Origin of the sequence: Marivivens sp. LCG002 (assembly GCF_030264275.1) — a bacterium.
In the GTDB taxonomy this organism is placed as follows: Bacteria; Pseudomonadota; Alphaproteobacteria; order Rhodobacterales; family Rhodobacteraceae; genus Marivivens.
This window is the reverse complement of sequence record NZ_CP127165.1, coordinates 2,344,296-2,364,502: the sequence shown is the minus strand read 5'-3', so window position 1 is coordinate 2,364,502 and position 20,207 is coordinate 2,344,296. Positions and strand designations below refer to the sequence as shown.

Genomic DNA, 20,207 nt, shown 5'->3' with positions numbered 1-20,207 from the left:
CACAAAATGTTCCTATCGTGGAATTTGGTTTCCACCTTGGGCGATTCCGCCACCGAAAATGTCGGAATCGACCCCGTTCCTGTCTGGCGCTCCCGTTAGACACAGGACTAGAGAGCCGCGTGACATGTGCGGCGTTAGTTCTATGGAGGAGCAATGAGCTACAAGACCGATATCCAGATCGCACGCGAGGCCAAGAAAAAACCGATTCAGGAAATCGGCGCCAAGCTGGGGATCGCAAGCGAACATTTGCTTCCCTATGGTCATGACAAAGCCAAACTGTCGCAAGAGTTCATCAACGGCGTTCAGGGAAAGCCGAACGGCAAGCTCGTTCTCGTCACCGCAATCAACCCGACCCCCGCAGGTGAAGGCAAAACCACGACCACTGTCGGTCTGGGTGACGGCCTTAACCGCATCGGCAAGAAAGCCGCGATCTGTATCCGCGAAGCATCGCTCGGGCCGAACTTCGGGATGAAGGGTGGCGCTGCGGGTGGCGGTATGGCTCAGGTCGTTCCGATGGAAGACATGAACCTGCACTTTACGGGTGACTTCCACGCGATCACCTCTGCGCACAACCTTCTCGCTGCGATGATCGACAACCACATCTATTGGGGCAACACGCTCGATATCGATATCCGTCGCGTGGCTTGGCGCCGCGTGATGGATATGAACGACCGCGCTCTACGTCAGATCAACGTCTCGCTCGGCGGTGTGGCCAACGGTTTCCCGCGTGAAGCAGGTTTCGACATCACCGTTGCATCCGAAGTGATGGCGATCCTTTGCCTTGCAAAGGACCTCGAGGATCTGCAGCGCCGTCTTGGCGATATGATCGTTGCCTATCGCCGCGACAAGACCCCCGTCTATTGCCGCGATATCAAGGCCGATGGCGCAATGACCGTTCTTCTCAAGGACGCGATGCAGCCGAACCTTGTCCAGACGCTCGAAAACAACCCTGCCTTTGTGCACGGCGGACCCTTCGCCAACATCGCACACGGTTGTAACTCGGTCATCGCCACGACCACCGCTCTCAAGATCGCGGATTACGTTGTGACCGAAGCCGGTTTCGGTGCGGACCTTGGTGCGGAAAAGTTCTTTGACATCAAGTGCCGCAAGGCAGGTCTCAAGCCCGATGCGGCCGTGATCGTCGCCACCGTGCGCGCGATGAAGATGAACGGCGGCGTTGCCAAGGCCGACCTTGGTTCCGAGAACGTCGAAGCGGTCAAGAAAGGCTGTCCGAACCTTGGTCGCCACATCTCGAACGTCAAATCGTTCGGTGTGCCTGTTGTCGTCGCCATCAACCACTTTGTCACCGATACCGACGCCGAAGTTGAAGCCGTCAAAGCCTATGTTGCCGAAATGGGCGCAGAAGCGATCCTGTGTAAGCACTGGGCCAAAGGTTCGGAAGGTATCGAGGATCTCGCCAAGAAAGTCGTCCAGCTTGCAGAAAGTGGATCGTCGAGCTTTGCGCCGCTCTATCCCGACGATATGTCGCTCTTCCAGAAGATCGACACCATCGCCAAGCGTATCTACCACGCCGACGAAGTGATTGCGGACAAGAAAATCCGCGACCAGCTCAAGGAATGGGAAGCACAGGGCTATGGCAATCTGCCGATCTGTATGGCCAAGACGCAGTATTCTTTCTCGACCGATCCGAACCTGCGCGGCGCGCCGACGGGTCACTCGGTTCCGATCCGCGAAGTGCGTCTTTCGGCAGGTGCAGGGTTCGTTGTCGTGATCTGCGGCGAGATCATGACCATGCCCGGTCTGCCCAAGGTGCCTTCGGCGGAAAACATCTGTCTCAATGACGACGGCCAGATCGAAGGTCTGTTCTAAGGTTATTGAAATTCGAACACGGCGGGGGCAGGAAGCGTCAACTTCTGCCCCCGTCACATACCGCGGTTGCGGAAATTCTGAACTTTCGCCCCGAAACACCGGGCTTATGTTATTTTGGAGGTCGCCTGAATGGCTGCAAAAGTGATCGACGGCAAAGCCTTTGCCGCTACCGTCCGCGAGAAAGTCGCTTCGCATGTTACCCGTCTCAAGGAGGAGAACGGAATCACGCCCGGGCTCGCCGTGGTGCTGGTAGGCGAAGACCCTGCCTCTCAGGTCTATGTGCGCTCCAAGGGTAAGCAGACGGTCGAAGTCGGTATGAATTCCTATGAGCACAAGCTCGACGCCTCCACATCCGAGGCGGACCTTCTGGCTCTTATCGACAAGCTGAACAACGATCCCGCTGTTCACGGTATTCTCGTCCAGCTCCCGCTGCCCTCGCATCTCAATTCCGATCTGGTGATCAATTCCATCGATCCCGCCAAGGATGTCGATGGCTTCCATATTTCCAACGTGGGACTTCTCGGGACAGGCCAAAAGGCCATGGTGCCCTGCACCCCGCTTGGCTGTCTGATGATGCTGCGCGACTATCATGGGTCGCTCTCGGGCATGAATGCCGTTGTCATCGGGCGCTCCAACATCGTCGGCAAGCCGATGGCAAATCTTCTTCTCGGTGATAGCTGCACCGTCACGATCGCCCATTCGCGGACCAAGGATCTTGCCGCTGTTGTCCGTCAGGCCGATATCGTCGTTGCTGCTGTCGGTCGCCCCGAAATGGTGCATGGCGACTGGATCAAAGAGGGCGCGACCGTGATCGACGTTGGTATCAACCGCGTGGATGCCGGCGAGGGCAAAACCCGTCTGGTCGGCGATGTCCATTACGAGAGCGCGGCTGCGGTTGCCGGAGCGATCACGCCTGTTCCGGGAGGTGTCGGTCCGATGACGATCGCTTGCCTTCTGGCGAATACCCTGACCGCGTGCTGCCGCGCGAACGGACTTGCCGAGCCCGAGGGCCTTACGGCTTGAACAACGAACTGCAGAAAAACCCGCAATCAGGCGGGTTTTTTTGTGCCTTGCGCTTGGTTTTTGGATAAGCCTCTGTCAGGTCAGACGTGATTTGATAAGAATTTTATATGTTTCAAGGTTTCCACATTTTACCCGATAAGAGCAGTTTTCGGCGTTATGTGTCCATCTGGCTGATCGCGTGCTGTGTGCTCATGGTTTCGGCCCCCTTCGGCACGTCGTTTTTGTCCTTTGGCCAGAGGCTGCTGTACTGGCCGATCATGGTCGGTGCGGCCCTTGTTCTCTCTGGCATTCTCCGGTCCGTCATCCCGTCATTCGGCACCCTTACTGTCCTGCGGGACGCTGTGATAGGTGCGGTTTTTGCCCTTTGTTTCGTGCCCGTGATCTGGATCATGACGGAATTCGTGTTGCGCTTTTCGCCGCTGACGCGTGATGATCTAGTCGTCCTACTCAGGGATATTACGGTCTTTTCGATTGCGGTTTCGATTGTGCGTGGACGACTCGAGCGGCGTCGGGCTCCCCTGCCGACCGAAGAGGGTCCTGCCAGCGCTGAGAAGCCGCGGCTTTTCGAGCGATTGGAGGCCAGTGGCAACGTGCAGATCATGCGGCTTGTCGCGAACGATCACTATGTCGAGGTGGTGCTCGATAACGGAAATTCCGAGCGGCTGCTCCTTAGGCTAAGGGATGCCGTGGCCGAAATCGAACCGGTCGAGGGGCTTTATACCCATCGCTCGCATTGGGTGTGCCGCGCCTTCGTCGTCAGAGGTCGACGGATGGAAGGACGCGATTTCATCGAGATGGCCGATGGTGCCCTTGTGCCGGTTTCTCGGACTTTCAAAGCCAAAGTCATCGAAAACGGGATCACATTCTAAACCACACGCGTCACCAAGCCGCCCGCGTGGCGCTGGATCTGCCCTTCGAGTTCGAGCGAGACCAAGAGGGGCGAAATTTCTTTTGCCGTTGACGCAAGGTCGCGGATCAATTGATCCTCGGCGAGCGGGGAAGGGCCGAGTTTGTTGAGGATTTGACGGTGGAGCACCGCCGCCTCGCGAAGGGGAAGCTGTCGCTGGCTCGTCGGGACAGGGGCGGGTTCGCAGAGTTTTTGCTGTGGTTCCGTCCGCTGCAAGGCATCGATCACATCCTCGGCCGAGCGGATCAAGGTCGCCCCATCGCGGATCAGCGCATTACAGCCCCCCGCACGACCATCGAACGGGTGACCTGGGACGGCGAAGACCTCTCGCCCTTGGGAGAGCGCGCTTTGGGTGGTGATGAGGGTGCCCGAACGTGATGCGGCTTCGATGACGACGACGGCTTGGGCGATCCCCGATACGATTCGGTTGCGCGGCGGGAAATGGCGGGCTTGCGGGACAAGCCCCATGGGTTGCTCGGAAATCCGAAGGCCGTTTTCCACGATCTTTGCCGCCAGAGCTTCGTTTTCCTTGGGATAGGCCACATCCACGCCGCCGGCTTGGACAGCGATCGTTCCGACAGGAAGTGCGGCGTCATGCGCAGCGGTATCGATCCCGCGAGCAAGGCCCGAGACGACGCAAAACCCCGCCGCGCCAAGATCAACAGCAAGCTTTCGCGCCATGCGAAGACCAAGCGAAGAGGCATTACGCGCGCCCACAATCGCGATTGTCGGCTTTTCAAGGACGTCCGATGTGCCAAGCATCCACAGAAGTGGCGGCGCATCCGAGATCTGGGCAAGGAGATCGGGATATCCTGCTTCACCGATGGCGACGATACGGGCACGGGCCTTGCGACCTGCGTTCAATTCGGCGGCAATCACGCCCTCGGGGCAGGGGGTGTAGTCATTGACACCCGCAGCGCGTGCCACTTCGGGGAGGGCGGCCAAGGCGGCCTTGGCCGTGCCGAACTCGGCGAGCATCCGATAAAACGTTGAAATCCCGACACGGCGCGAGCGTAACAGGCGGAGCCAAGCGAAGCGTTCTTCTTCCGTGGTGGGTGGGAGTGGGGGGTGAGTGGAAGAGGCTGTGTCCTCGGTCATCCTTCGCTCCGTCCTGTTACAGGATCATGTATAGGAGCGAAGGGTTAACCCAAGATTAAGAGCGGAAAACTTTTATGCGCCGCTTCCACCAACCGTAAGGCCGCCGATCAGAAGCGAGGGTTGACCGACGCCTACGGGCACCCATTGACCCGCCTTGCCGCAATTTCCGATGCCCGGATCAAGCGCCATATCGTTGCCGATCCCGCGGATTTTTTTCATTGCGGCAGGACCATCGCCGATCAGGGTCGCGCCCTTGACCGGCGCGCCGATTTTGCCGTCTTTGACGCGGTAGGCTTCGGTGCAGGAAAACACGAATTTTCCGTTGGTGATATCGACTTGGCCCCCGCTGAACCCGACCGCATAGATTCCGTCCTTGAGTTCGGAGATCAGCTCGGCACGGGTCGCGTCCCCGCCGAGCATATAGGTGTTCGTCATGCGCGGCATGGGCATGTGCTCAAAGCTTTCGCGGCGACCGTTTCCGGTTGCGGGCACGCCCATCAGTCTGGCGTTCTGGCGGTCTTGCATATAGCCGACCAGAATCCCGTCTTCGATCAGAACGTTCTTGCCCGATGGGGTGCCTTCGTCGTCGACCGTGATGGAACCGCGACGTCCGGGAATCGTGCCGTCATCCAGAACGGTGACCCCCTTGGCCGCGACCTGCTGACCGACCAGCCCTGTGAAGGCGCTTGATCCCTTGCGGTTGAAGTCGCCTTCAAGCCCGTGACCGACAGCTTCGTGCAGCAAGACCCCGGGCCAGCCGTTCCCCAGCACGACATCCATAACGCCTGCAGGCGCGGCTTCGGCTTCGAGATTGACGAGCGCCACCCGAAGCGCTTCGCGCACGGCGGGTTCCCAGTTGTCGCGGCTGATCAGACCGATGAGGCCCTCTCGGCCACCTCCGCCGTGGCCGCCGCTTTCCCGACGGCCGTTTTCCTCGACGATGACCGAGACGTTTACACGGCTCATCGGGCGGGTATCGGTCACCATAGTGCCTTCGGGACGGAGAATCACCACTTCCTGAAGCGAGGCGGCTACGGTCGCCGAGACCTGAACGACGCGCGGGTCGAGGTCACGTGCAAACGCATCGATTTCCTTGAGGACGTCGATTTTGGCGGGAAAGGTCGCTTGGGCGATCGGGTCATCATCGGTGTAGAGCTTGACGTTGGTCGGACGCGGCGCCTGCGCCAAAGTGCCGCCACCTTCGCCGATGGCAAGGCGGGCGGTCGCAACAGCGCGCTTGATCGCGTTTTCGTCAATGGTAGTCGAATGGGCATAGCCCGCTGTTTCGCCGCGCACCGCACGAAGACCGAATCCCTCGGAGGCGTTGTAACTGGCTGTTTTGACGCGACCATCGTCGTAAGAGAGCACCTCGGAGCGGCGACGCTCCAGAAACAATTCGCCGTCATCCGCGCCCAGAGTCGCCTCTTGAAGCAGTTTCAGGGCCGAATCTTGGTCCAAATTGGTCTCGAAGGGGCGAAAAGCGTCTTGTGTCATGTCTCGTTTTCCCGCGGCAACGTTGATTTAGATCAAAAAGCGTCCGTTTGCCGCAATACCAGTTCTTGAGTTGTGCGTCAGGATATGGGATCAGCGACACCGGATACAACGGGATTCCGTCCAATTGATTTGTGCGGGGTTCTCACGGGGCTAGAATGCGCTCCATCAAGAACAGGGTATGACATGCGAATGACCAACTTTGTCACCAAGCTTGCGGCAGCTGCCGGGCTGATCCTTTCGGGCGCCGCAGCCTCCGCTCAAGCGGTAAACCAGAAACTGGAAATCATCGGCCAGCCGACCCCGGATGCAATGGGCTTCCAGCCTGCATCGACCGAGCTTGCTCGTGACCTTCAATGGCTCGACGGCCTGATCCTTTTCATCATCACGGGCATCGTGATCTTTGTGTGCGCGCTGCTCGTTTGGGTGATCGTGCGCTACAACCGCCGTTCGAACCCGAACCCCGCGACGTTTACGCACAACTCGCCGCTTGAAATCGCATGGACGATCATCCCGATCGCGATCCTTGTTTTCATCGGCTCGTTCTCGCTTCCGGTTCTGTTCAAGCAGCAGGAAATCCCGCAAGGCGACGTGACCATCAAGGTCACCGGCTACCAGTGGTATTGGGGTTATGAGTATGTTGACGAAGGTATCGCCTTTGACAGCTACATGATCGGTGCCGATGCGAACAACATGCTGACGCCCGAAGTTTCGGCCCAGCTTGCCGAAGCAGGTTACACCGACCAGCAGTTCCTTCTTGCCACCGATACCGCAGTGGTCGTCCCCGTCGGCAAGACCATCGTCATGCAGGTGACGGGTGCGGATGTGATCCACTCCTGGACCATCCCCGCGTTTGGCGTGAAGCAGGACGCCGTTCCCGGCCGTCTTGCCCAGCTTTGGTTCGCGGCAGAGAAAGAAGGCATCTACTTCGGCCAGTGCTCGGAACTTTGCGGTATCGCGCACGCCTATATGCCGATCACCGTCAAGGTGGTCAGCGAAGAAGCCTATGCCGAGTGGCTTGAAGCCGCCAAGGCAGAGAACGGCGTCTAAAGCGCCGCGCCGACACCTGATCAAGGTCGCGGCGATGTGAATGGGCGAAGGTAGGCTTCGGCTTACCTTCAACGCCATCGAAAACCGCAGATGGATTTGGACCGAATGACCGACGTGAATATGCAAGACACGACATACGAGGCAGGGATGGGCGACTACTTCGCGCTTCTCAAGCCGCGCGTCATGTCGCTTGTCGTGTTCACCGCTTTGGTGGGCCTCTTTGTGGCACCCGTTCCGGTGCATCCGTTCATCGCCTTTGTCGGCATCCTTTGTGTCGCTGTCGGCGCCGGTGCTTCGGGCGCGTTGAACATGTGGTGGGACGCGGACATCGACCGCATCATGCGCCGCACCGCCAAGCGCCCGATCCCCTCGGGCCGTGTGCAACCCGAAGAGGCTTTGGCCATCGGTCTTGCGCTCTCGGGTTTTTCGGTTGTGCTTCTGGCGTTGGCCACCAACTTTCTGGCGGCCTTCCTGCTTGCCTTTACCATTTTCTTCTATGCAGTCGTCTATTCGATGTGGCTCAAGCGCTCGACGCCGCAGAACATCGTGATCGGCGGACTTTCCGGCGCCTTGCCGCCCATGATCGGTTGGGCGATTGCCACGGGTTCGATCAGCGTTGAATCGGTCTTGATGACTGCCCTGATCTTTATGTGGACGCCGCCCCATTTCTGGGCGCTCGCGATTTTCGTGAAATCGGACTATGGCAATGCGGGTGTGCCGATGCTCACCGAAACCCATGGCCGCCGCGTAACGCGCAACCACATCATGGGCTATATGGTTGCTCTTGTGCCCGTTTCGCTTGCCATCGCGTTTACCTCGATCGGTGGCCCGATTTATCTTGCGGTTGCGCTGATCTGGAACGGCTGGTTCCTGAGCGCATGTTACAAGGTGTGGCGCCGCGATGAAGAGGTCGCCGAATCGGACGGCTTTGCGGCCGAGCGCGCAGCTTTCAAAGTATCGCTTGCCTATCTCTTCCTACACTTCGTAGCTTTGTTCGCCGAAGCCGCCCTTGCCCCCCTTGGATTTGGAGGCTGGTCATGGCTCTGAAGGTAGAACACGAGCTTCATGCACGCCGTAAGAACCGGAACTTCGGCGTTCTAGGCCTGCTTATTGTCTTTGTTGCGATCGTCTTCGGCTTGACCGTCGTCAAGGTTCTCCAGCTTGGAGACGCCAAGAAGTTCGAACGTTTCGACCATGTCGCCCGTCCCGCACTGGCTGCCGGTGCGCAGGAGGGTCAATCATCGGAGGGTGCCTCACAATGACGCTTTTCCCGAATATCAAAGGACCAAAGCGGACTGTTATCCAACTCGTAAGCGTCGTGTTCATCATGGGCGCTTTGGCCTGGGCCTCGGTCCCGTTCTACTCGTGGTTCTGCCGTGTCACCGGATTTGGCGGTGCGACCAATATCGCGACCTCGGAGAGCGATGTGATCCTCGATCAAGAGATCACGATCCGCTTCGATGCGTCGACCGATCGCGACATGCCTTGGCAGTTCACCCCGTCGCAGCGTGAAATGACCGTGAAGATCGGCCAGACCGCACTTGCGTTTTACGAAGCACATAACCCGACCGACAAGCCGGTTGCCGGTCAGGCCGCTTATAACGTGACCCCCTATGCAGCAGGCGGGTTCTTCGACAAGATCGAATGCTTCTGCTTTACCGAGCAGGTGCTTCAACCCGGCGAGACGGTGCAAATGCCCGTAAGCTTCTTTGTTGATCCCGCAATTGTCGAGGACCGCGAAGGAAAATACGTGCATACCATCACGCTGAGTTATACCTTTTACCAGATCGACCTGCCCGAGGAAGAACGGCAAGCTGCTCTGGACATCGAGGCGCCCGTCGCCACCACTGACCTGAATTAAGACCAAGCCGCAGGGAACACTGACATGGCTCATGAAAAGAACCACGATTACCATATCCTTCCGCCGTCGATCTGGCCCTTTGTCGGCGCTGTTTCGACCTTTGTTATGCTTTTCGGCGCCGTTATGTGGATGTCGGCAGATATGCCGTATTTCTTCCTGATCGGTCTCCTCGGCGTTCTCTACACCATGTATGCATGGTGGTCCGACGTTGTGGTCGAGAGCCATTCGGGCGACCATACCCCCGTCGTACGCATCGGTCTTCGCTATGGCGTGATCTTTTTCATCATGTCGGAAGTCATGTTCTTTGCCGCATGGTTCTGGTCGTTCTTCAAGCACGCCATGTATCCGATGGGCCCCGAATACCCGCTCGTTGACGGTGTTTGGCCGCCCGCAGGTATCGAAACCTTCGATCCTTGGCACCTTCCGCTGATCAACACGCTGATCCTTCTCTGCTCGGGTGCCGCTGCAACCTGGGCGCACCATGCGATCGCGCACGAGAACAACCGCAAGGACCTCAAGTCGGGCCTCTGGATCGCTGTTCTGCTCGGTCTGATCTTCACCGTGTTCCAGGCTTATGAATACAGCCACGCTGCCTTCGGGTTTGCCGGCAACATCTATGGCGCGAACTTCTTCATGGCGACCGGCTTCCACGGCTTCCACGTCATCATCGGCACGATCTTCCTTGCGATCTGCTTGATGCGTGCCTATCGCGGCCACTTCACCAAGGAACAGCACCTCGGCTTTGAAGCTGCCGCTTGGTACTGGCACTTTGTGGACGTTGTTTGGCTCTTCCTCTTTGCTGCTGTCTACATCTGGGGTCAGTAAGCCGAGTGTCGGTGGGTCTTGACCCATCCGAGCGAAAGCGACATTGAACAAAACGCGCGGGTCAACGCCCGCGCGTTTCTCTGTTGAACGAGGGGAGCCGATGCGCCGAATTCTCTTTCTTTTGACCTTTGGCCTCGGTGGGCTTGCGATCCTTCTCTGGCTCGGCTTCTGGCAGGTTCAGCGTCTGGATTGGAAACGCGACATTCTGGACCTCATCCAGAGCAGAATCGACGCGCCTGCCGTTTCGATCCCCGCCGATCCGAATGAAGACACGATGGAGTATGGCTCCGTTACTGCGGTCATTGATCCTTATGGCCCCGAGCTGCATGTCCTCTCTTCGGGGACGGGCGCCGGAACAGGGTATCGGGTGATCCGTGCCGCCAAGATCGAGGACGGCCGTTCCATCATGGTCGATTTCGGTGTGCTCCCGCTTGAAGCCAAGGAACTTCCGCCCTTTGACGGGCGGCAAGAGATCACAGGCAATCTGCTTTGGCCCGACGACAAGAATGATTCCACGCCCGCGCCCGATCTGGGACGCAATATCTGGTTTGCGCGCAATGTGACGGATATGGCGCAAGCGCTCGATACCTCGGAAATCATGGTTGTTCTGAGGAGTTCGAGCAACCCTGACCCGCGTCTCACGCCTGTGCCGGTTGACACTTCGGGGATCAAGAACGATCACCGTGAATATGCAATCACCTGGTTCTTGCTTGCCGCTGTTTGGGCTGTGATGACAGGTTTCTTTGTAAAACGCACCGCTGCGCGAAAGGACTGAGACATGCGCTATATTTCGACCCGTGGACAGGCTCCGATCCTCACGTTCGAAGAGGCGATGATGACCGGTCTTGCGCGCGACGGCGGTCTTTATGTGCCCGAAACGGTTCCGACGCTGAGCGCCGAAGAAATCGCGGCGATGGCTGGCAAATCCTATGAGGAAATCGCCTTTCAGGTCATGCGTCCCTATGTCGGCGATACCTTTACCGATGAGGAATTCGAGAGCCTGATCGACAAGGCCTATGCGGGCTTCGGCCATGCCGCCCGTGCGCCTTTGGTCCAGCTTGGGCCGAACCACTTCCTTCTCGAGCTGTTCCACGGCCCGACGCTTGCGTTCAAGGACTTTGCGATGCAGCTCATCGGCCAGATGATGCAATTCGCTCTTGGGCGTTCGGGCAAGCGGATCACCATCGTGGGCGCGACCTCGGGGGATACGGGGTCTGCGGCCATCGAGGCGTTCCGCGGGCTTTCGAATGTGGATGTTTTCATTCTCTTCCCGCATGGGCGCGTCTCCGAAGTTCAGCGTCGCCAGATGACGACCCCTTCCGAAGCCAACGTCCACGCCTTGGCCGTAGACGGTGATTTTGACGATTGTCAGGCCGCTCTCAAGGATATGTTCAACGACTTCGACTTCCGCGAGGAAGTCGCTCTTGCCGGTGTGAACTCGATCAACTGGGGCCGTGTTCTGGCTCAGGTGGTCTATTATTTCTCCTCTGCAGTGAGCCTTGGTGCGCCGCATCGCAAAGTCTCGTTCACCGTGCCCACGGGCAACTTTGGTGACATTTTTGCCGGCTACATCGCCAAGAAGATGGGCCTCCCCATCGAAAAGCTCGTTGTGGCAACGAACCAGAACGACATTCTGGACCGCACCTTGAAAACGGGCATCCAGAAGAAAGAGGGCGTTACCCCTTCGATCAGCCCATCGATGGATATTCAGGTGTCCTCGAACTTTGAACGTGCTCTGTTCGATGCCTATGGGCGTGACGGCGCAGTCGTGACGCAGCAGATGGAAGACCTCAAATCCAAAGGCGAGTTCACCATTTCGCAAGGCGCGTTCGATTTCCTCAAGGCAACCTTTGACTCGGGCCGTGCCTCGGAAGAGGAAACGTCGGCCACCATCACCGCGCAGCGCACTCTGACGGGGGAAATCCTGTGCCCGCATTCGGCTGTCGGGGTGAAGGTCGCAGAAGAGCATCTTTCCGATATTCCGATGATCACCCTTGCGACCGCGCACCCTGCAAAATTCCCCGCAGCGGTCGAGGCTGCAACGGGTATCTATCCGACCCTTCCTCCGCGCATGTCCGATCTTTTCGAGCGAGAAGAGCGCGTGACCCGCGTTGCAAATGATCTTTCGGCTCTTCAGAGCCTTATTCGGGAGCGCCGTTCGCGTTGACGATCCAACTTCACACCCTTTCCAACGGGTTCCGCGTCATTACCGAGCATATGCCGTCGCTGCAGACGGTTTCGGTCGGTGTCTGGGTTCTTGCAGGTGCGCGCCATGAGCGCATCGAGCAGAACGGTATTGCGCATTTCCTTGAGCATATGGCGTTCAAAGGCACGAAAACGCGCACGGCCCTACAAATCGCCGAACAGATCGAGGATGTGGGCGGCTATATCAACGCCTATACCAGCCGCGAAATGACGGCCTATTACGCCCGCGTTCTTGAACAGGACACGCCTTTGGGCATCGAACTTGTTGCCGATATCCTGCGCAACCCGATTTTCGATCCGAATGAAATCGAGGTCGAGCGCGGTGTCATCCTTCAGGAAATCGGGCAAGCGCTCGATACGCCCGACGATGTGATTTTCGACTGGCTCCAAGAGGTGTCCTATCCCGATCAGGCGCTTGGCCGCACCATCCTCGGACCTGCCGAGCGGGTCAAAGCCTTTGGTCGGTCCGATCTGTCGGGTTTTGTGAGCGAGCATTATCGCCCTGAGCAGATGATCCTTGTTGCGGCGGGCGCCGTCGATCACGAGGCAATCGTCAAACAGGCCGAGGCTTTGTTCGGGGATATGAAAGGTGGGGGCGGTCTCTCGCTCATCGAGCCTGCAAAGTTTGTCGGCGGCGAACGTCGTGAAACCAAGGCGCTCGAGCAGGTGCATTTCACGCTTGGCCTCGAAGGTCCCGATTATCGTGACGACGATATCTTTACCGCACAGGTCTATGCCATCGCGCTGGGGGGCGGCATGTCCTCTCGTCTGTTCCAAGAGGTGCGCGAGAAGCGCGGCCTTTGCTATACGATCTTCGCCCAGACGGGCGCCCATGAAGACACGGGCATGATGACGATCTATGCGGGCACCAGTGCCGAACAGATCAACGAGCTTTCGGCGATCACCATCGACGAGATGAAGCGCGCCGCAGAAGACATGACCGAAGCCGAAGTGGCCCGCGCCCGTGCACAGATGAAGGCAGGGCTTTTGATGGGTCTGGAAAGCCCGTCCAATCGCGCCGAGCGTCTCGTTCGTTCGCTCTCGATCTGGGAACGCGTACCCGACCTCAACGAGACCATCGCCAAGATCGACGCCGTTGATGTGGCAGGGGTCAAAGCCTTTGGCGAGAAGATGGTCGCCGACACAGGGGTCGCCATGGCGCTCTATGGTCCCAAAAGCGACGCCCCCGCGCTTGACGAGCTCAAGGGGAGACTTGCGGGCTGATGTTCGGACGGCGCAAGAAAGTCCAGCTCGAGACCGAGCGGCTGACCTTGCGGCCGCCCATCCACAGCGACTTTGTGCCTTGGGCCAATCTTCGCCTTGAAAGCCAAGCGTTTCTGACGCCGTGGGAACCGACCTGGTCGCAGGATCATCTCTCGCGCAAGGCATTTACCAATCGTGTGTATTGGGCGCAGCGTTCGATGGTGAACGGAACGGCTTATCCGTTCTTTCTCGTCCGCAGGAGCGACAATGCGTTGATCGGTGCGATCACGCTCGACAACATCCGCCGAGGCCCCGCCCAGTCCGCGACCACCGGCTATTGGACGGGCGAGCGTTTCACGCGGCAAGGCTATATGCGCGAGGCGATCAAAGCGGTTGTGCATTACGCGTTCAACACGCTGGATCTGAGCCGGATCGAAGCGGGCTGTTTGCCCGAGAATACACCTTCGCGGCGGCTTCTCGAAAGCTGCGGTTATAAATACGAGGGGGTGGCGCAGAGCTATCTCCAGATCAACGGGCGCTGGCGCAATCATGTGCTCTATGCCAACCTTCGAAACGACAGACGCGGCAAGACCGAAGTCGGTTTGGCCTGATACGGATATGACATGGCTTTGAATCCTGCGGACGATACTTTTGTTTCCTTGCTGAAGACACGTTTGCCCGCGGCGTGTTTCAAAGAAGACACCGCGCAATATTTCGAGGAACCGCGTGGCCGCTACGAGGGGCACGGGGTCGTTCTCGCCCCCGCCAGCACAGAAGAAGTGGCGATCATCGTCAAAGCCTGCCGCGATGCGCGCGTAGGCATCGTGCCCTATAGCGGCGGAACAGGGCTCGTTGGGGGGCAGATTATGCCCGATGGCGCACGTCCGATCGTTCTTTCAACGGAACGGATGAAGTCGATCAGGGCTGTCTATCCGACCGAAAACGTTCTCGTCGCGGATGCGGGGGTGATCCTTGCCGAAGTGCACCGCGCGGCCGAAGAGGTCGATCGTTTGTTCCCGCTCTCGCTCGCCTCGGAAGGGTCGGCGCGGATCGGCGGTTTGCTGGCGACCAATGCGGGCGGTGTCAATGTTCTGCGCTATGGGAATGCCCGTGCGCAGGTTCTCGGTCTTGAAGTTGTGACGGCAGACGGCGAGATATGGAACGGCCTCACTCGGCTTCGCAAGGACAACACGGGCTATGCCTTGCGCGATCTTTTCATCGGATCGGAAGGGTCCTTGGGGATCATCACCGCCGCCGCGCTCAAGCTTTTGCCGCGCCCTGCGCAATATGGAACCGCGCTCTTGGCGGTCCCTTCGCCCAAAGCCGCTCTGGATCTCTTGGCGCTTGCCGGTTCGCAGGTCGGTGAAAGCATCTCTGCTTTCGAGCTGATCCACCGCATGGGGCCGAGCTTTCTCGAAGAGACGGGCTTTGATGTGGCAAAGCCGTTCGACGAGTGGCCCGAATGGATGGTTCTCGTCGATCTTGGATTGCCTGCCTCGGTTGATGCGACAGAGGTCCTCGAAACCCTTTTCGTTGCCGCCGCAGAAGAGGGTTATGTGACCGACGGTGTCATCGCCTCGTCCGAGGCCCAGCGTCAGGCCTTTTGGAAAATCCGCGAGATGATCCCGCAGGGGAACAAGCGGATCGGGTCGGTGTCGTCGCATGACATTTCGCTACCGCTCTCGGCTATCCCCGAATTTATCGAGCGCGGACCCGGCGAGCTGGCAAAGCTCGGAGATATGCGGATCAACTGCTTCGGCCATCTCGGGGACGGGAATCTTCACTATAACCTGTTTCCTGCAAAGGGTCGCGACCGCAAGGAATACGACAACATCCGCAATGATGCCAAGAAATGCATCCATGACCTTGTCCATTCCTATGACGGTTCGGTGAGTGCAGAGCACGGCGTCGGGCGTCTCAAGGTCAAAGATGTCGAGACCTATTCCGACCCCGCCAAACTTGCCATGATGCGCGCGATCAAAACCTCGCTCGATCCGTTGGGCATCATGAATCCAGGGGTGGTTCTTCGGGCTGCGGACTGATCGGTCGAAAAACGACTTGGCCTTGAATTGAAAAGGGCGCCGTTCGGGGCGCCCTTTTGTTTTAGTGGGTTCCGAGAATGCCCGTCCGCACCCCGTAGTCGACCGCAATCTCATAGTCGGGATCGTCGTCGCTATCGACCATCAGATGGCCCGCTTTGGAGAGAAGACGGTGGCAATCGCGGCTCAGGTGGCGCAGCTGGATGCGTTTGCCCACCTCTTCGTATTTTGCGGCGACCGCTTCGATTGCCTGAAGCGCGGATTGATCGACGACGCGGCTGTCCTGAAAGTCGATGATCACCAAAGACGGATCGCTCTCGACTTGGAAGGTCTCCATGAAACCGTCGGTCGAACCGAAGAACAGCGGTCCCTGGATTTGATAGACCTTCGCGCCTTCGGGGGTTTCATAGGTCTTGGCGTGGATACGCTTGGCGTTGTTCCATGCATAAGAGAGTGCCGAGACGATCACGCCGACCACAACCGCAGTTGCGAGATCGGTCCAGACCGTCACAACGGTCACAAGGATGATCACAAAGGCATCGGTCAATGGGACACGGCGCAGGATCTTGAACGAGTTCCAGGCAAAAGTGCCGATCACCACCATGAACATCACACCGACAAGCGCAGCGAGCGGAATCTGCTCGATGAGTGGCGAGGCAACGACGATAAAGAGAAGCAGGAAGAGCGCGGCCGAGGTTGCGGCAACGCGGGTGCGCCCGCCCGATTTCACGTTGATCATCGACTGGCCGATCATCGCGCAGCCGCCCATACCGCCGAAGAAGCCTGTGACGGTGTTGGCGACGCCTTGCGCGATGCATTCCTGACTTGCGCCACCGCGTTTGCCCGTCATTTCACCAACAAGGTTGAGCGTCAGAAGGCTTTCGATCAGGCCGATCGCGGCAAGGATGAGGGAATAGGGCAGGATGACGTAGAATGTCTCGAGCGAGATCGGAACCATAGGAAGATGGAACGCAGGCAGCCCGCCTTCGATCGAGGCCATATCCCCGACGCGCGGCACGTCGATCCCGAAGACGATCACGATCAGCGCCGTGATCCCGATCCCTGCCAGCGGGGCGGGGATGGCCTTGGTGAAGCGCGGCAGCACATAGATGATCGCCATGGTCAAAGCGACGAGTGAAAGCATCATCACAAGGGGCATACCCGAGAGCCATTCGCCGCCGCCCATTCCATGGCCCGAGGCTTCGGCCGAGCCAGGCACCTTGAACTGCGACAACTGCGCCAGACCGATCACGATGGCCAGACCGTTGACGAAACCGAGCATCACGGGATGCGGCACGAGGCGAATGAACTTGCCCCAGCGCATGATGCCGACAAAAATCTGAATCAAACCCATGAGGACAACGGTCGCAAAGAGATATTCGACGCCGTGTTCTTTCACGAGGCTTACCATCACGACCGCCAGAGCGCCCGTCGCCCCCGAGATCATGCCGGGACGCCCCCCGAAAAGAGCGGTGATCAGACCGACGATAAAGGCCGCATAGAGACCGACGAGAGGGTGCACATTCGCCACAAAGGCAAAAGCCACGGCTTCGGGCACCAGAGCAAGTGCAACGGTCAGACCCGAGAGCAGGTCCGTTTTGATCTGCATCGGCGTGAGCTGGTTCTTGTCGGCAATGGTGAGGCGTTCGGCAAAGGCCGCCAGCGAGGCTTTGGGCATCGGCTTGTCCTGTCTATGTTCGCGTGGGGTCCGCCTAACCCAGAACGACCCTGAATTAAACCCGCGTGATCTCCCACCGCCAAGGTGTTGCCGATCTGCACGGCGGCCTTGCAGCCGAGTGACGATCCGCTAGGCTGCCCTTCGGGGGATTTGAAAGGCAAAAGATGAAAGCAAAGATCGGGATTATCGGCGGTTCGGGCGTTTATGAAATCGACGGGCTGATGGATGCGGCATGGATCACAGTCGACACGCCTTGGGGTAAACCTTCGGATCAGGTTTTGACGGGAACATTGGACGGCACCGAAATGGTGTTCTTGCCCCGTCACGGTCGAGGTCATGTGCATTCCCCGACCGAAGTGCCCTATCGTGCAAACATTGCAGCGCTCAAGTCGCTTGGCGTGACGGATGTCGTATCGGTGTCCGCTTGCGGCAGTTTCCGCGAAGACTATGCGCCGGGGGATTTTGTGATCGTCGATCAATTTATCGACCGCACCTTTGCGCGGGAAAAGAGCTTTTTCGGGACCGGATGCGTCGCGCATGTCGGCTTCGGTCATCCGACCTGTGCGCGGCTCATGGACCTTTGCGAGGACGCCGCGCGCGCTACAGGCGTGACCGTGCATCGCGGAGGGACCTATCTCGCGATGGAAGGGCCACAGTTTTCGACGCTCGCCGAGAGCAAGCTCTATCGCGAAGTATGGGGCTGCGATGTGGTCGGAATGACGAACATGCCCGAGGCCAAGCTCTGCCGCGAGGCCGAGATGTGTTATGCCACTGTCGCGATGGTGACGGATTACGACTGTTGGCACCCCGATCATGATGCCGTGGATGTGACGGCGGTGATCAAGACGCTTCAGGGGAACGCCGCGCATGCGAAAAAGACAGTCGCAGGGCTTCCGCTGCGGCTTGGCGGGGATCGCGCGGTTTGTCCTTGTGGCTGTGACCGCGCCCTTGAATTTGCCATCATGACCGCACCCGCCAAGCGCGATCCCGAAGTCGTGGAACGCCTCAAGGTCATTGCAGGGCGTGTTCTTTGAATGAGGTTGAACAATAGTCGCACTTGGGTGCATTGAAGCGCAGCGACGGGGGCTGTATCACCGCCCACGAAGGAGACCGACATGCCGCATTTTCTCGACACCAAAGACGCAGGTTTTGAAGAGGCGTTCACCGCACTTCTGGGAATGAAGCGCGAGGATAGCCCCGATGTGGACGCGGTTGTTGCTGGGATCATCGCCGATGTGCGCACGCGTGGTGATGCCGCCGTCATCGAGCTGACCGCCAAATTCGACCGAATGCAGCTGACGCCTGAAACCTTGCGGTTTTCGGAAGCCGAAATCGAGGCCGAATGCGCCAAGGTTTCCGCCGAGGATCGCGCGGCTCTGGAGCTCGCCGCTGCGCGTGTGCGCGCCTATCACGCGGCGCAAATGCCCGAGGATAAACGCTGGACCGATGAGGTCGGGGCGTCGCTCGGTTGGCGCTGGACGGCGGTGTCCGCGGCGGGTCTCTATGTTCCGGGCGGTCTCGCGTCCTATCCGTCGTCGGTCCTGATGAATGCGATCCCCGCGAAAGTGGCGGGCGTCGAGCGTCTTGCCATCGTGGTTCCGACACCTGATGGGGTAGCAAACCCGCTGGTGCTCTTGGCGGCGCGCATTGCGGGTGTGGACGAGGTTTACCGGATCGGTGGAGCGCAGGCGATTGCCGCGCTGGCCTATGGCACCCAAACCATTGCGCCCGTGGACAAGATCACGGGCCCCGGCAATGCCTTTGTCGCGGCAGCCAAGCGCCGCGTTTTCGGTAAGGTCGGGATCGATATGATCGCGGGTCCGTCTGAAATCCTCGTGATTGCGGACAAGGACAACGACCCCGACTGGATCGCTCTCGATCTTCTGTCGCAGGCCGAGCACGATGAAAGTGCCCAATCCATCCTCATCACCGATGATGCCGACTTTGGCCGCGCGGTCGCTGCTGCTGTCGACAAGCGGCTTGAAACACTGGAACGCCGCGCGATTGCGGGGGCAAGCTGGCGTGACTTTGGCGCGGTCATCACCGTGCGCGATATGGACGAGGCCGTGCGCCTGTCCGACCGTATTGCACCCGAGCATCTCGAGCTTTGCGTCGATGACGCGGATGCGCTCTGCGAGAAGATCCGTCACGCAGGTGCGATCTTTGTCGGCGCCTGGACGCCCGAAGCCATCGGCGACTATATCGGTGGACCCAACCACGTTCTGCCGACGGCGCGTTCGGCGCGGTTTTCGTCGGGTTTGTCGGTCATGGATTTTCTCAAGCGCACTACGCTTTCGCGCATGACACCCGAAGCCATCGCCGCAATAGGGCCGAGCGCAGAGCGTCTTGCACAGTCGGAAAGTCTTGAGGCCCACGGGCTGAGCGTTCGCGCTCGACTCGACAAGCTGAATGGATAAACTGCGCTTGGGTCGCATTGCCTCCGGGCGTGGAGCGGGCTAACTGAAAGTATAGATCAAGGACCGCTCCTCCCATGTCCAGAATTATACATATCGAACTCGACGACAGCGCCCTGCCGCCTCCGACACCGGAGATCGAACAGGAACGCCGTGTCGCCATTTTTGACCTTCTTGAGGCCAACAACATCATTCTTCCCGCACGTGATGAACGTCCCGTGCCCGAAGGTCCCTATAAACTTTCGCTTTCGATCCGTGATCGCCGTCTGGTTTTCGCTTTGACGACCGAAGCGGACGATCCCGCTGCCGAGTTCCATCTCAGCCTTGGGCCGTTCCGTCAGGTGGTGAAAGACTATTTCCAGATCTGCGAAAGCTATTTCGACGCGGTAAAGACCCTTCCGACGAACCAGATCGAAACGATCGACATGGCCCGTCGCGGAATTCACGACGAAGGTGCGCGCATTCTCCAAGAGCGGCTCGAGGGCAAGGCAGAGGTCGATTACGACACTGCACGCCGTCTTTTCACACTGATTTGCGTTCTGCATTTCGGAGGGTGAGCGCCGTGACGGACATCGACAAAAGC

Annotated in this window: 19 protein-coding genes; 16 read left to right on the top strand and 3 right to left on the bottom strand. The window is 58.8% G+C overall.

What is annotated here, in order from left to right; translation table 11 throughout:
• The first annotated feature begins 153 nt into the window (after nt 1–153).
• From QQG91_RS11635 to QQG91_RS11625, 3 genes are all read left to right on the top strand, one after another.
• Entirely contained in the window at nt 154–1,830 is a 1,677-nt protein-coding gene (locus tag QQG91_RS11635; RefSeq protein ID WP_285770392.1) for a formate--tetrahydrofolate ligase, read from the top strand.
• Between the two features lie 129 nt (nt 1,831–1,959).
• On the top strand, nt 1,960–2,853 hold the full coding sequence (gene folD, locus QQG91_RS11630) for a bifunctional methylenetetrahydrofolate dehydrogenase/methenyltetrahydrofolate cyclohydrolase FolD (protein ID WP_285770391.1): 894 nt from the start codon (nt 1,960–1,962) through the stop codon (nt 2,851–2,853).
• A 158-nt stretch (nt 2,854–3,011) separates the two neighbouring features.
• Complete coding sequence (locus tag QQG91_RS11625; RefSeq protein WP_285770390.1) at nt 3,012–3,722, top strand: LytTR family DNA-binding domain-containing protein; 711 nt, start codon at nt 3,012–3,014, stop codon at nt 3,720–3,722.
• On the opposite strand, the gene dprA is transcribed toward QQG91_RS11625, so the two are convergent.
• Together dprA and tldD are read right to left on the bottom strand one after the other, a co-directional pair.
• Nucleotides 3,719–4,858, bottom strand: coding sequence for a DNA-processing protein DprA (gene dprA / locus QQG91_RS11620; RefSeq protein ID WP_285770389.1), 1,140 nt, complete (start codon nt 4,856–4,858; stop codon nt 3,719–3,721). The genes QQG91_RS11625 and dprA overlap by 4 nt on opposite strands.
• A gap of 72 nt (nt 4,859–4,930) precedes the next feature.
• Nucleotides 4,931–6,352: a metalloprotease TldD gene (tldD, locus tag QQG91_RS11615; RefSeq protein WP_285770388.1), complete on the bottom strand. Its 1,422-nt coding sequence runs from the start codon at nt 6,350–6,352 to the stop codon at nt 4,931–4,933.
• A gap of 183 nt (nt 6,353–6,535) precedes the next feature.
• Between tldD and coxB the strand changes: the two genes are divergently transcribed.
• The 10 genes from coxB to QQG91_RS11565 all read left to right on the top strand — a co-directional run bounded on the left by coxB (nt 6,536) and on the right by QQG91_RS11565 (nt 15,535).
• Nucleotides 6,536–7,399, top strand: coding sequence for a cytochrome c oxidase subunit II (gene coxB, locus QQG91_RS11610; RefSeq protein ID WP_285770387.1), 864 nt, complete (start codon nt 6,536–6,538; stop codon nt 7,397–7,399).
• 105 nt (nt 7,400–7,504) lie between these two features.
• Nucleotides 7,505–8,446, top strand: coding sequence for a heme o synthase (cyoE, locus tag QQG91_RS11605; RefSeq protein WP_285770386.1), 942 nt, complete (start codon nt 7,505–7,507; stop codon nt 8,444–8,446).
• Nucleotides 8,437–8,661 carry a cytochrome c oxidase system small membrane protein gene (locus QQG91_RS11600; protein ID WP_285770385.1) on the top strand — a complete coding sequence of 75 codons (225 nt, stop codon included), beginning with the start codon at nt 8,437–8,439 and terminating at the stop codon, nt 8,659–8,661. Before cyoE ends, QQG91_RS11600 begins: the two co-directional genes overlap by 10 nt.
• Complete coding sequence (locus QQG91_RS11595; protein WP_285770384.1) at nt 8,658–9,260, top strand: cytochrome c oxidase assembly protein; 603 nt, start codon at nt 8,658–8,660, stop codon at nt 9,258–9,260. The genes QQG91_RS11600 and QQG91_RS11595 overlap by 4 nt, the downstream gene beginning before the upstream one ends.
• A gap of 24 nt (nt 9,261–9,284) precedes the next feature.
• Nucleotides 9,285–10,085: a cytochrome c oxidase subunit 3 gene (locus tag QQG91_RS11590; RefSeq protein ID WP_285770383.1), complete on the top strand. Its 801-nt coding sequence runs from the start codon at nt 9,285–9,287 to the stop codon at nt 10,083–10,085.
• Between the two features lie 100 nt (nt 10,086–10,185).
• Nucleotides 10,186–10,860: an SURF1 family protein gene (locus QQG91_RS11585; protein WP_285770382.1), complete on the top strand. Its 675-nt coding sequence runs from the start codon at nt 10,186–10,188 to the stop codon at nt 10,858–10,860.
• Between the two features lie 3 nt (nt 10,861–10,863).
• Nucleotides 10,864–12,252 (top strand): threonine synthase, encoded by a 1,389-nt coding sequence (gene thrC, locus QQG91_RS11580; RefSeq protein WP_285770381.1) that lies wholly within the window; start codon nt 10,864–10,866, stop codon nt 12,250–12,252.
• Entirely contained in the window at nt 12,249–13,514 is a 1,266-nt protein-coding gene (locus QQG91_RS11575) for a M16 family metallopeptidase (RefSeq protein WP_285770380.1), read from the top strand. The genes thrC and QQG91_RS11575 overlap by 4 nt, the downstream gene beginning before the upstream one ends.
• Entirely contained in the window at nt 13,514–14,104 is a 591-nt protein-coding gene (locus tag QQG91_RS11570; RefSeq protein ID WP_285770379.1) for a GNAT family N-acetyltransferase, read from the top strand. The genes QQG91_RS11575 and QQG91_RS11570 overlap by 1 nt, the downstream gene beginning before the upstream one ends.
• A gap of 12 nt (nt 14,105–14,116) precedes the next feature.
• The gene (locus QQG91_RS11565; protein ID WP_285770378.1) at nt 14,117–15,535 is read left to right on the top strand and encodes an FAD-binding oxidoreductase; all 1,419 of its coding nucleotides are present in this window, start codon (nt 14,117–14,119) and stop codon (nt 15,533–15,535) included.
• Between the two features lie 61 nt (nt 15,536–15,596).
• On the opposite strand, the gene QQG91_RS11560 is transcribed toward QQG91_RS11565, so the two are convergent.
• Nucleotides 15,597–17,210 carry a SulP family inorganic anion transporter gene (locus tag QQG91_RS11560; RefSeq protein WP_285770377.1) on the bottom strand — a complete coding sequence of 538 codons (1,614 nt, stop codon included), beginning with the start codon at nt 17,208–17,210 and terminating at the stop codon, nt 15,597–15,599.
• A 164-nt stretch (nt 17,211–17,374) separates the two neighbouring features.
• On the opposite strand from QQG91_RS11560, the gene QQG91_RS11555 reads away from it, so the two are divergent.
• The 3 genes from QQG91_RS11555 (at nt 17,375) to QQG91_RS11545 (ending at nt 20,181) form a co-directional block, all read left to right on the top strand.
• Nucleotides 17,375–18,244 carry an S-methyl-5'-thioadenosine phosphorylase gene (locus QQG91_RS11555; protein ID WP_285770376.1) on the top strand — a complete coding sequence of 290 codons (870 nt, stop codon included), beginning with the start codon at nt 17,375–17,377 and terminating at the stop codon, nt 18,242–18,244.
• Nucleotides 18,245–18,325: 81 nt separating this feature from the next.
• On the top strand, nt 18,326–19,627 hold the full coding sequence (gene hisD / locus QQG91_RS11550) for a histidinol dehydrogenase (protein WP_285770375.1): 1,302 nt from the start codon (nt 18,326–18,328) through the stop codon (nt 19,625–19,627).
• 74 nt (nt 19,628–19,701) lie between these two features.
• Nucleotides 19,702–20,181 (top strand): UPF0262 family protein, encoded by a 480-nt coding sequence (locus tag QQG91_RS11545; RefSeq protein WP_285770374.1) that lies wholly within the window; start codon nt 19,702–19,704, stop codon nt 20,179–20,181.
• The last annotated feature ends 26 nt before the right edge of the window (nt 20,182–20,207 follow it).

What these genes read in the sequence shown, in the direction of transcription:
- QQG91_RS11635 (WP_285770392.1), top strand. Translation starts at nt 154, where the DNA reads ATGAGCTACAAGACCGATATCCAGATCGCACGCGAGGCCAAGAAAAAA.
- folD (WP_285770391.1), top strand. Translation starts at nt 1,960, where the DNA reads ATGGCTGCAAAAGTGATCGACGGCAAAGCCTTTGCCGCTACCGTCCGC.
- dprA (WP_285770389.1), bottom strand. Translation starts at nt 4,858, where the DNA reads ATGACCGAGGACACAGCCTCTTCCACTCACCCCCCACTCCCACCCACC.
- tldD (WP_285770388.1), bottom strand. Translation starts at nt 6,352, where the DNA reads ATGACACAAGACGCTTTTCGCCCCTTCGAGACCAATTTGGACCAAGAT.
- coxB (WP_285770387.1), top strand. Translation starts at nt 6,536, where the DNA reads ATGCGAATGACCAACTTTGTCACCAAGCTTGCGGCAGCTGCCGGGCTG.
- cyoE (WP_285770386.1), top strand. Translation starts at nt 7,505, where the DNA reads ATGACCGACGTGAATATGCAAGACACGACATACGAGGCAGGGATGGGC.
- QQG91_RS11600 (WP_285770385.1), top strand. Translation starts at nt 8,437, where the DNA reads ATGGCTCTGAAGGTAGAACACGAGCTTCATGCACGCCGTAAGAACCGG.
- QQG91_RS11595 (WP_285770384.1), top strand. Translation starts at nt 8,658, where the DNA reads ATGACGCTTTTCCCGAATATCAAAGGACCAAAGCGGACTGTTATCCAA.
- QQG91_RS11590 (WP_285770383.1), top strand. Translation starts at nt 9,285, where the DNA reads ATGGCTCATGAAAAGAACCACGATTACCATATCCTTCCGCCGTCGATC.
- QQG91_RS11585 (WP_285770382.1), top strand. Translation starts at nt 10,186, where the DNA reads ATGCGCCGAATTCTCTTTCTTTTGACCTTTGGCCTCGGTGGGCTTGCG.
- thrC (WP_285770381.1), top strand. Translation starts at nt 10,864, where the DNA reads ATGCGCTATATTTCGACCCGTGGACAGGCTCCGATCCTCACGTTCGAA.
- QQG91_RS11570 (WP_285770379.1), top strand. Translation starts at nt 13,514, where the DNA reads ATGTTCGGACGGCGCAAGAAAGTCCAGCTCGAGACCGAGCGGCTGACC.
- QQG91_RS11565 (WP_285770378.1), top strand. Translation starts at nt 14,117, where the DNA reads ATGGCTTTGAATCCTGCGGACGATACTTTTGTTTCCTTGCTGAAGACA.
- QQG91_RS11560 (WP_285770377.1), bottom strand. Translation starts at nt 17,210, where the DNA reads ATGCCCAAAGCCTCGCTGGCGGCCTTTGCCGAACGCCTCACCATTGCC.
- QQG91_RS11555 (WP_285770376.1), top strand. Translation starts at nt 17,375, where the DNA reads ATGAAAGCAAAGATCGGGATTATCGGCGGTTCGGGCGTTTATGAAATC.
- hisD (WP_285770375.1), top strand. Translation starts at nt 18,326, where the DNA reads ATGCCGCATTTTCTCGACACCAAAGACGCAGGTTTTGAAGAGGCGTTC.
- QQG91_RS11545 (WP_285770374.1), top strand. Translation starts at nt 19,702, where the DNA reads ATGTCCAGAATTATACATATCGAACTCGACGACAGCGCCCTGCCGCCT.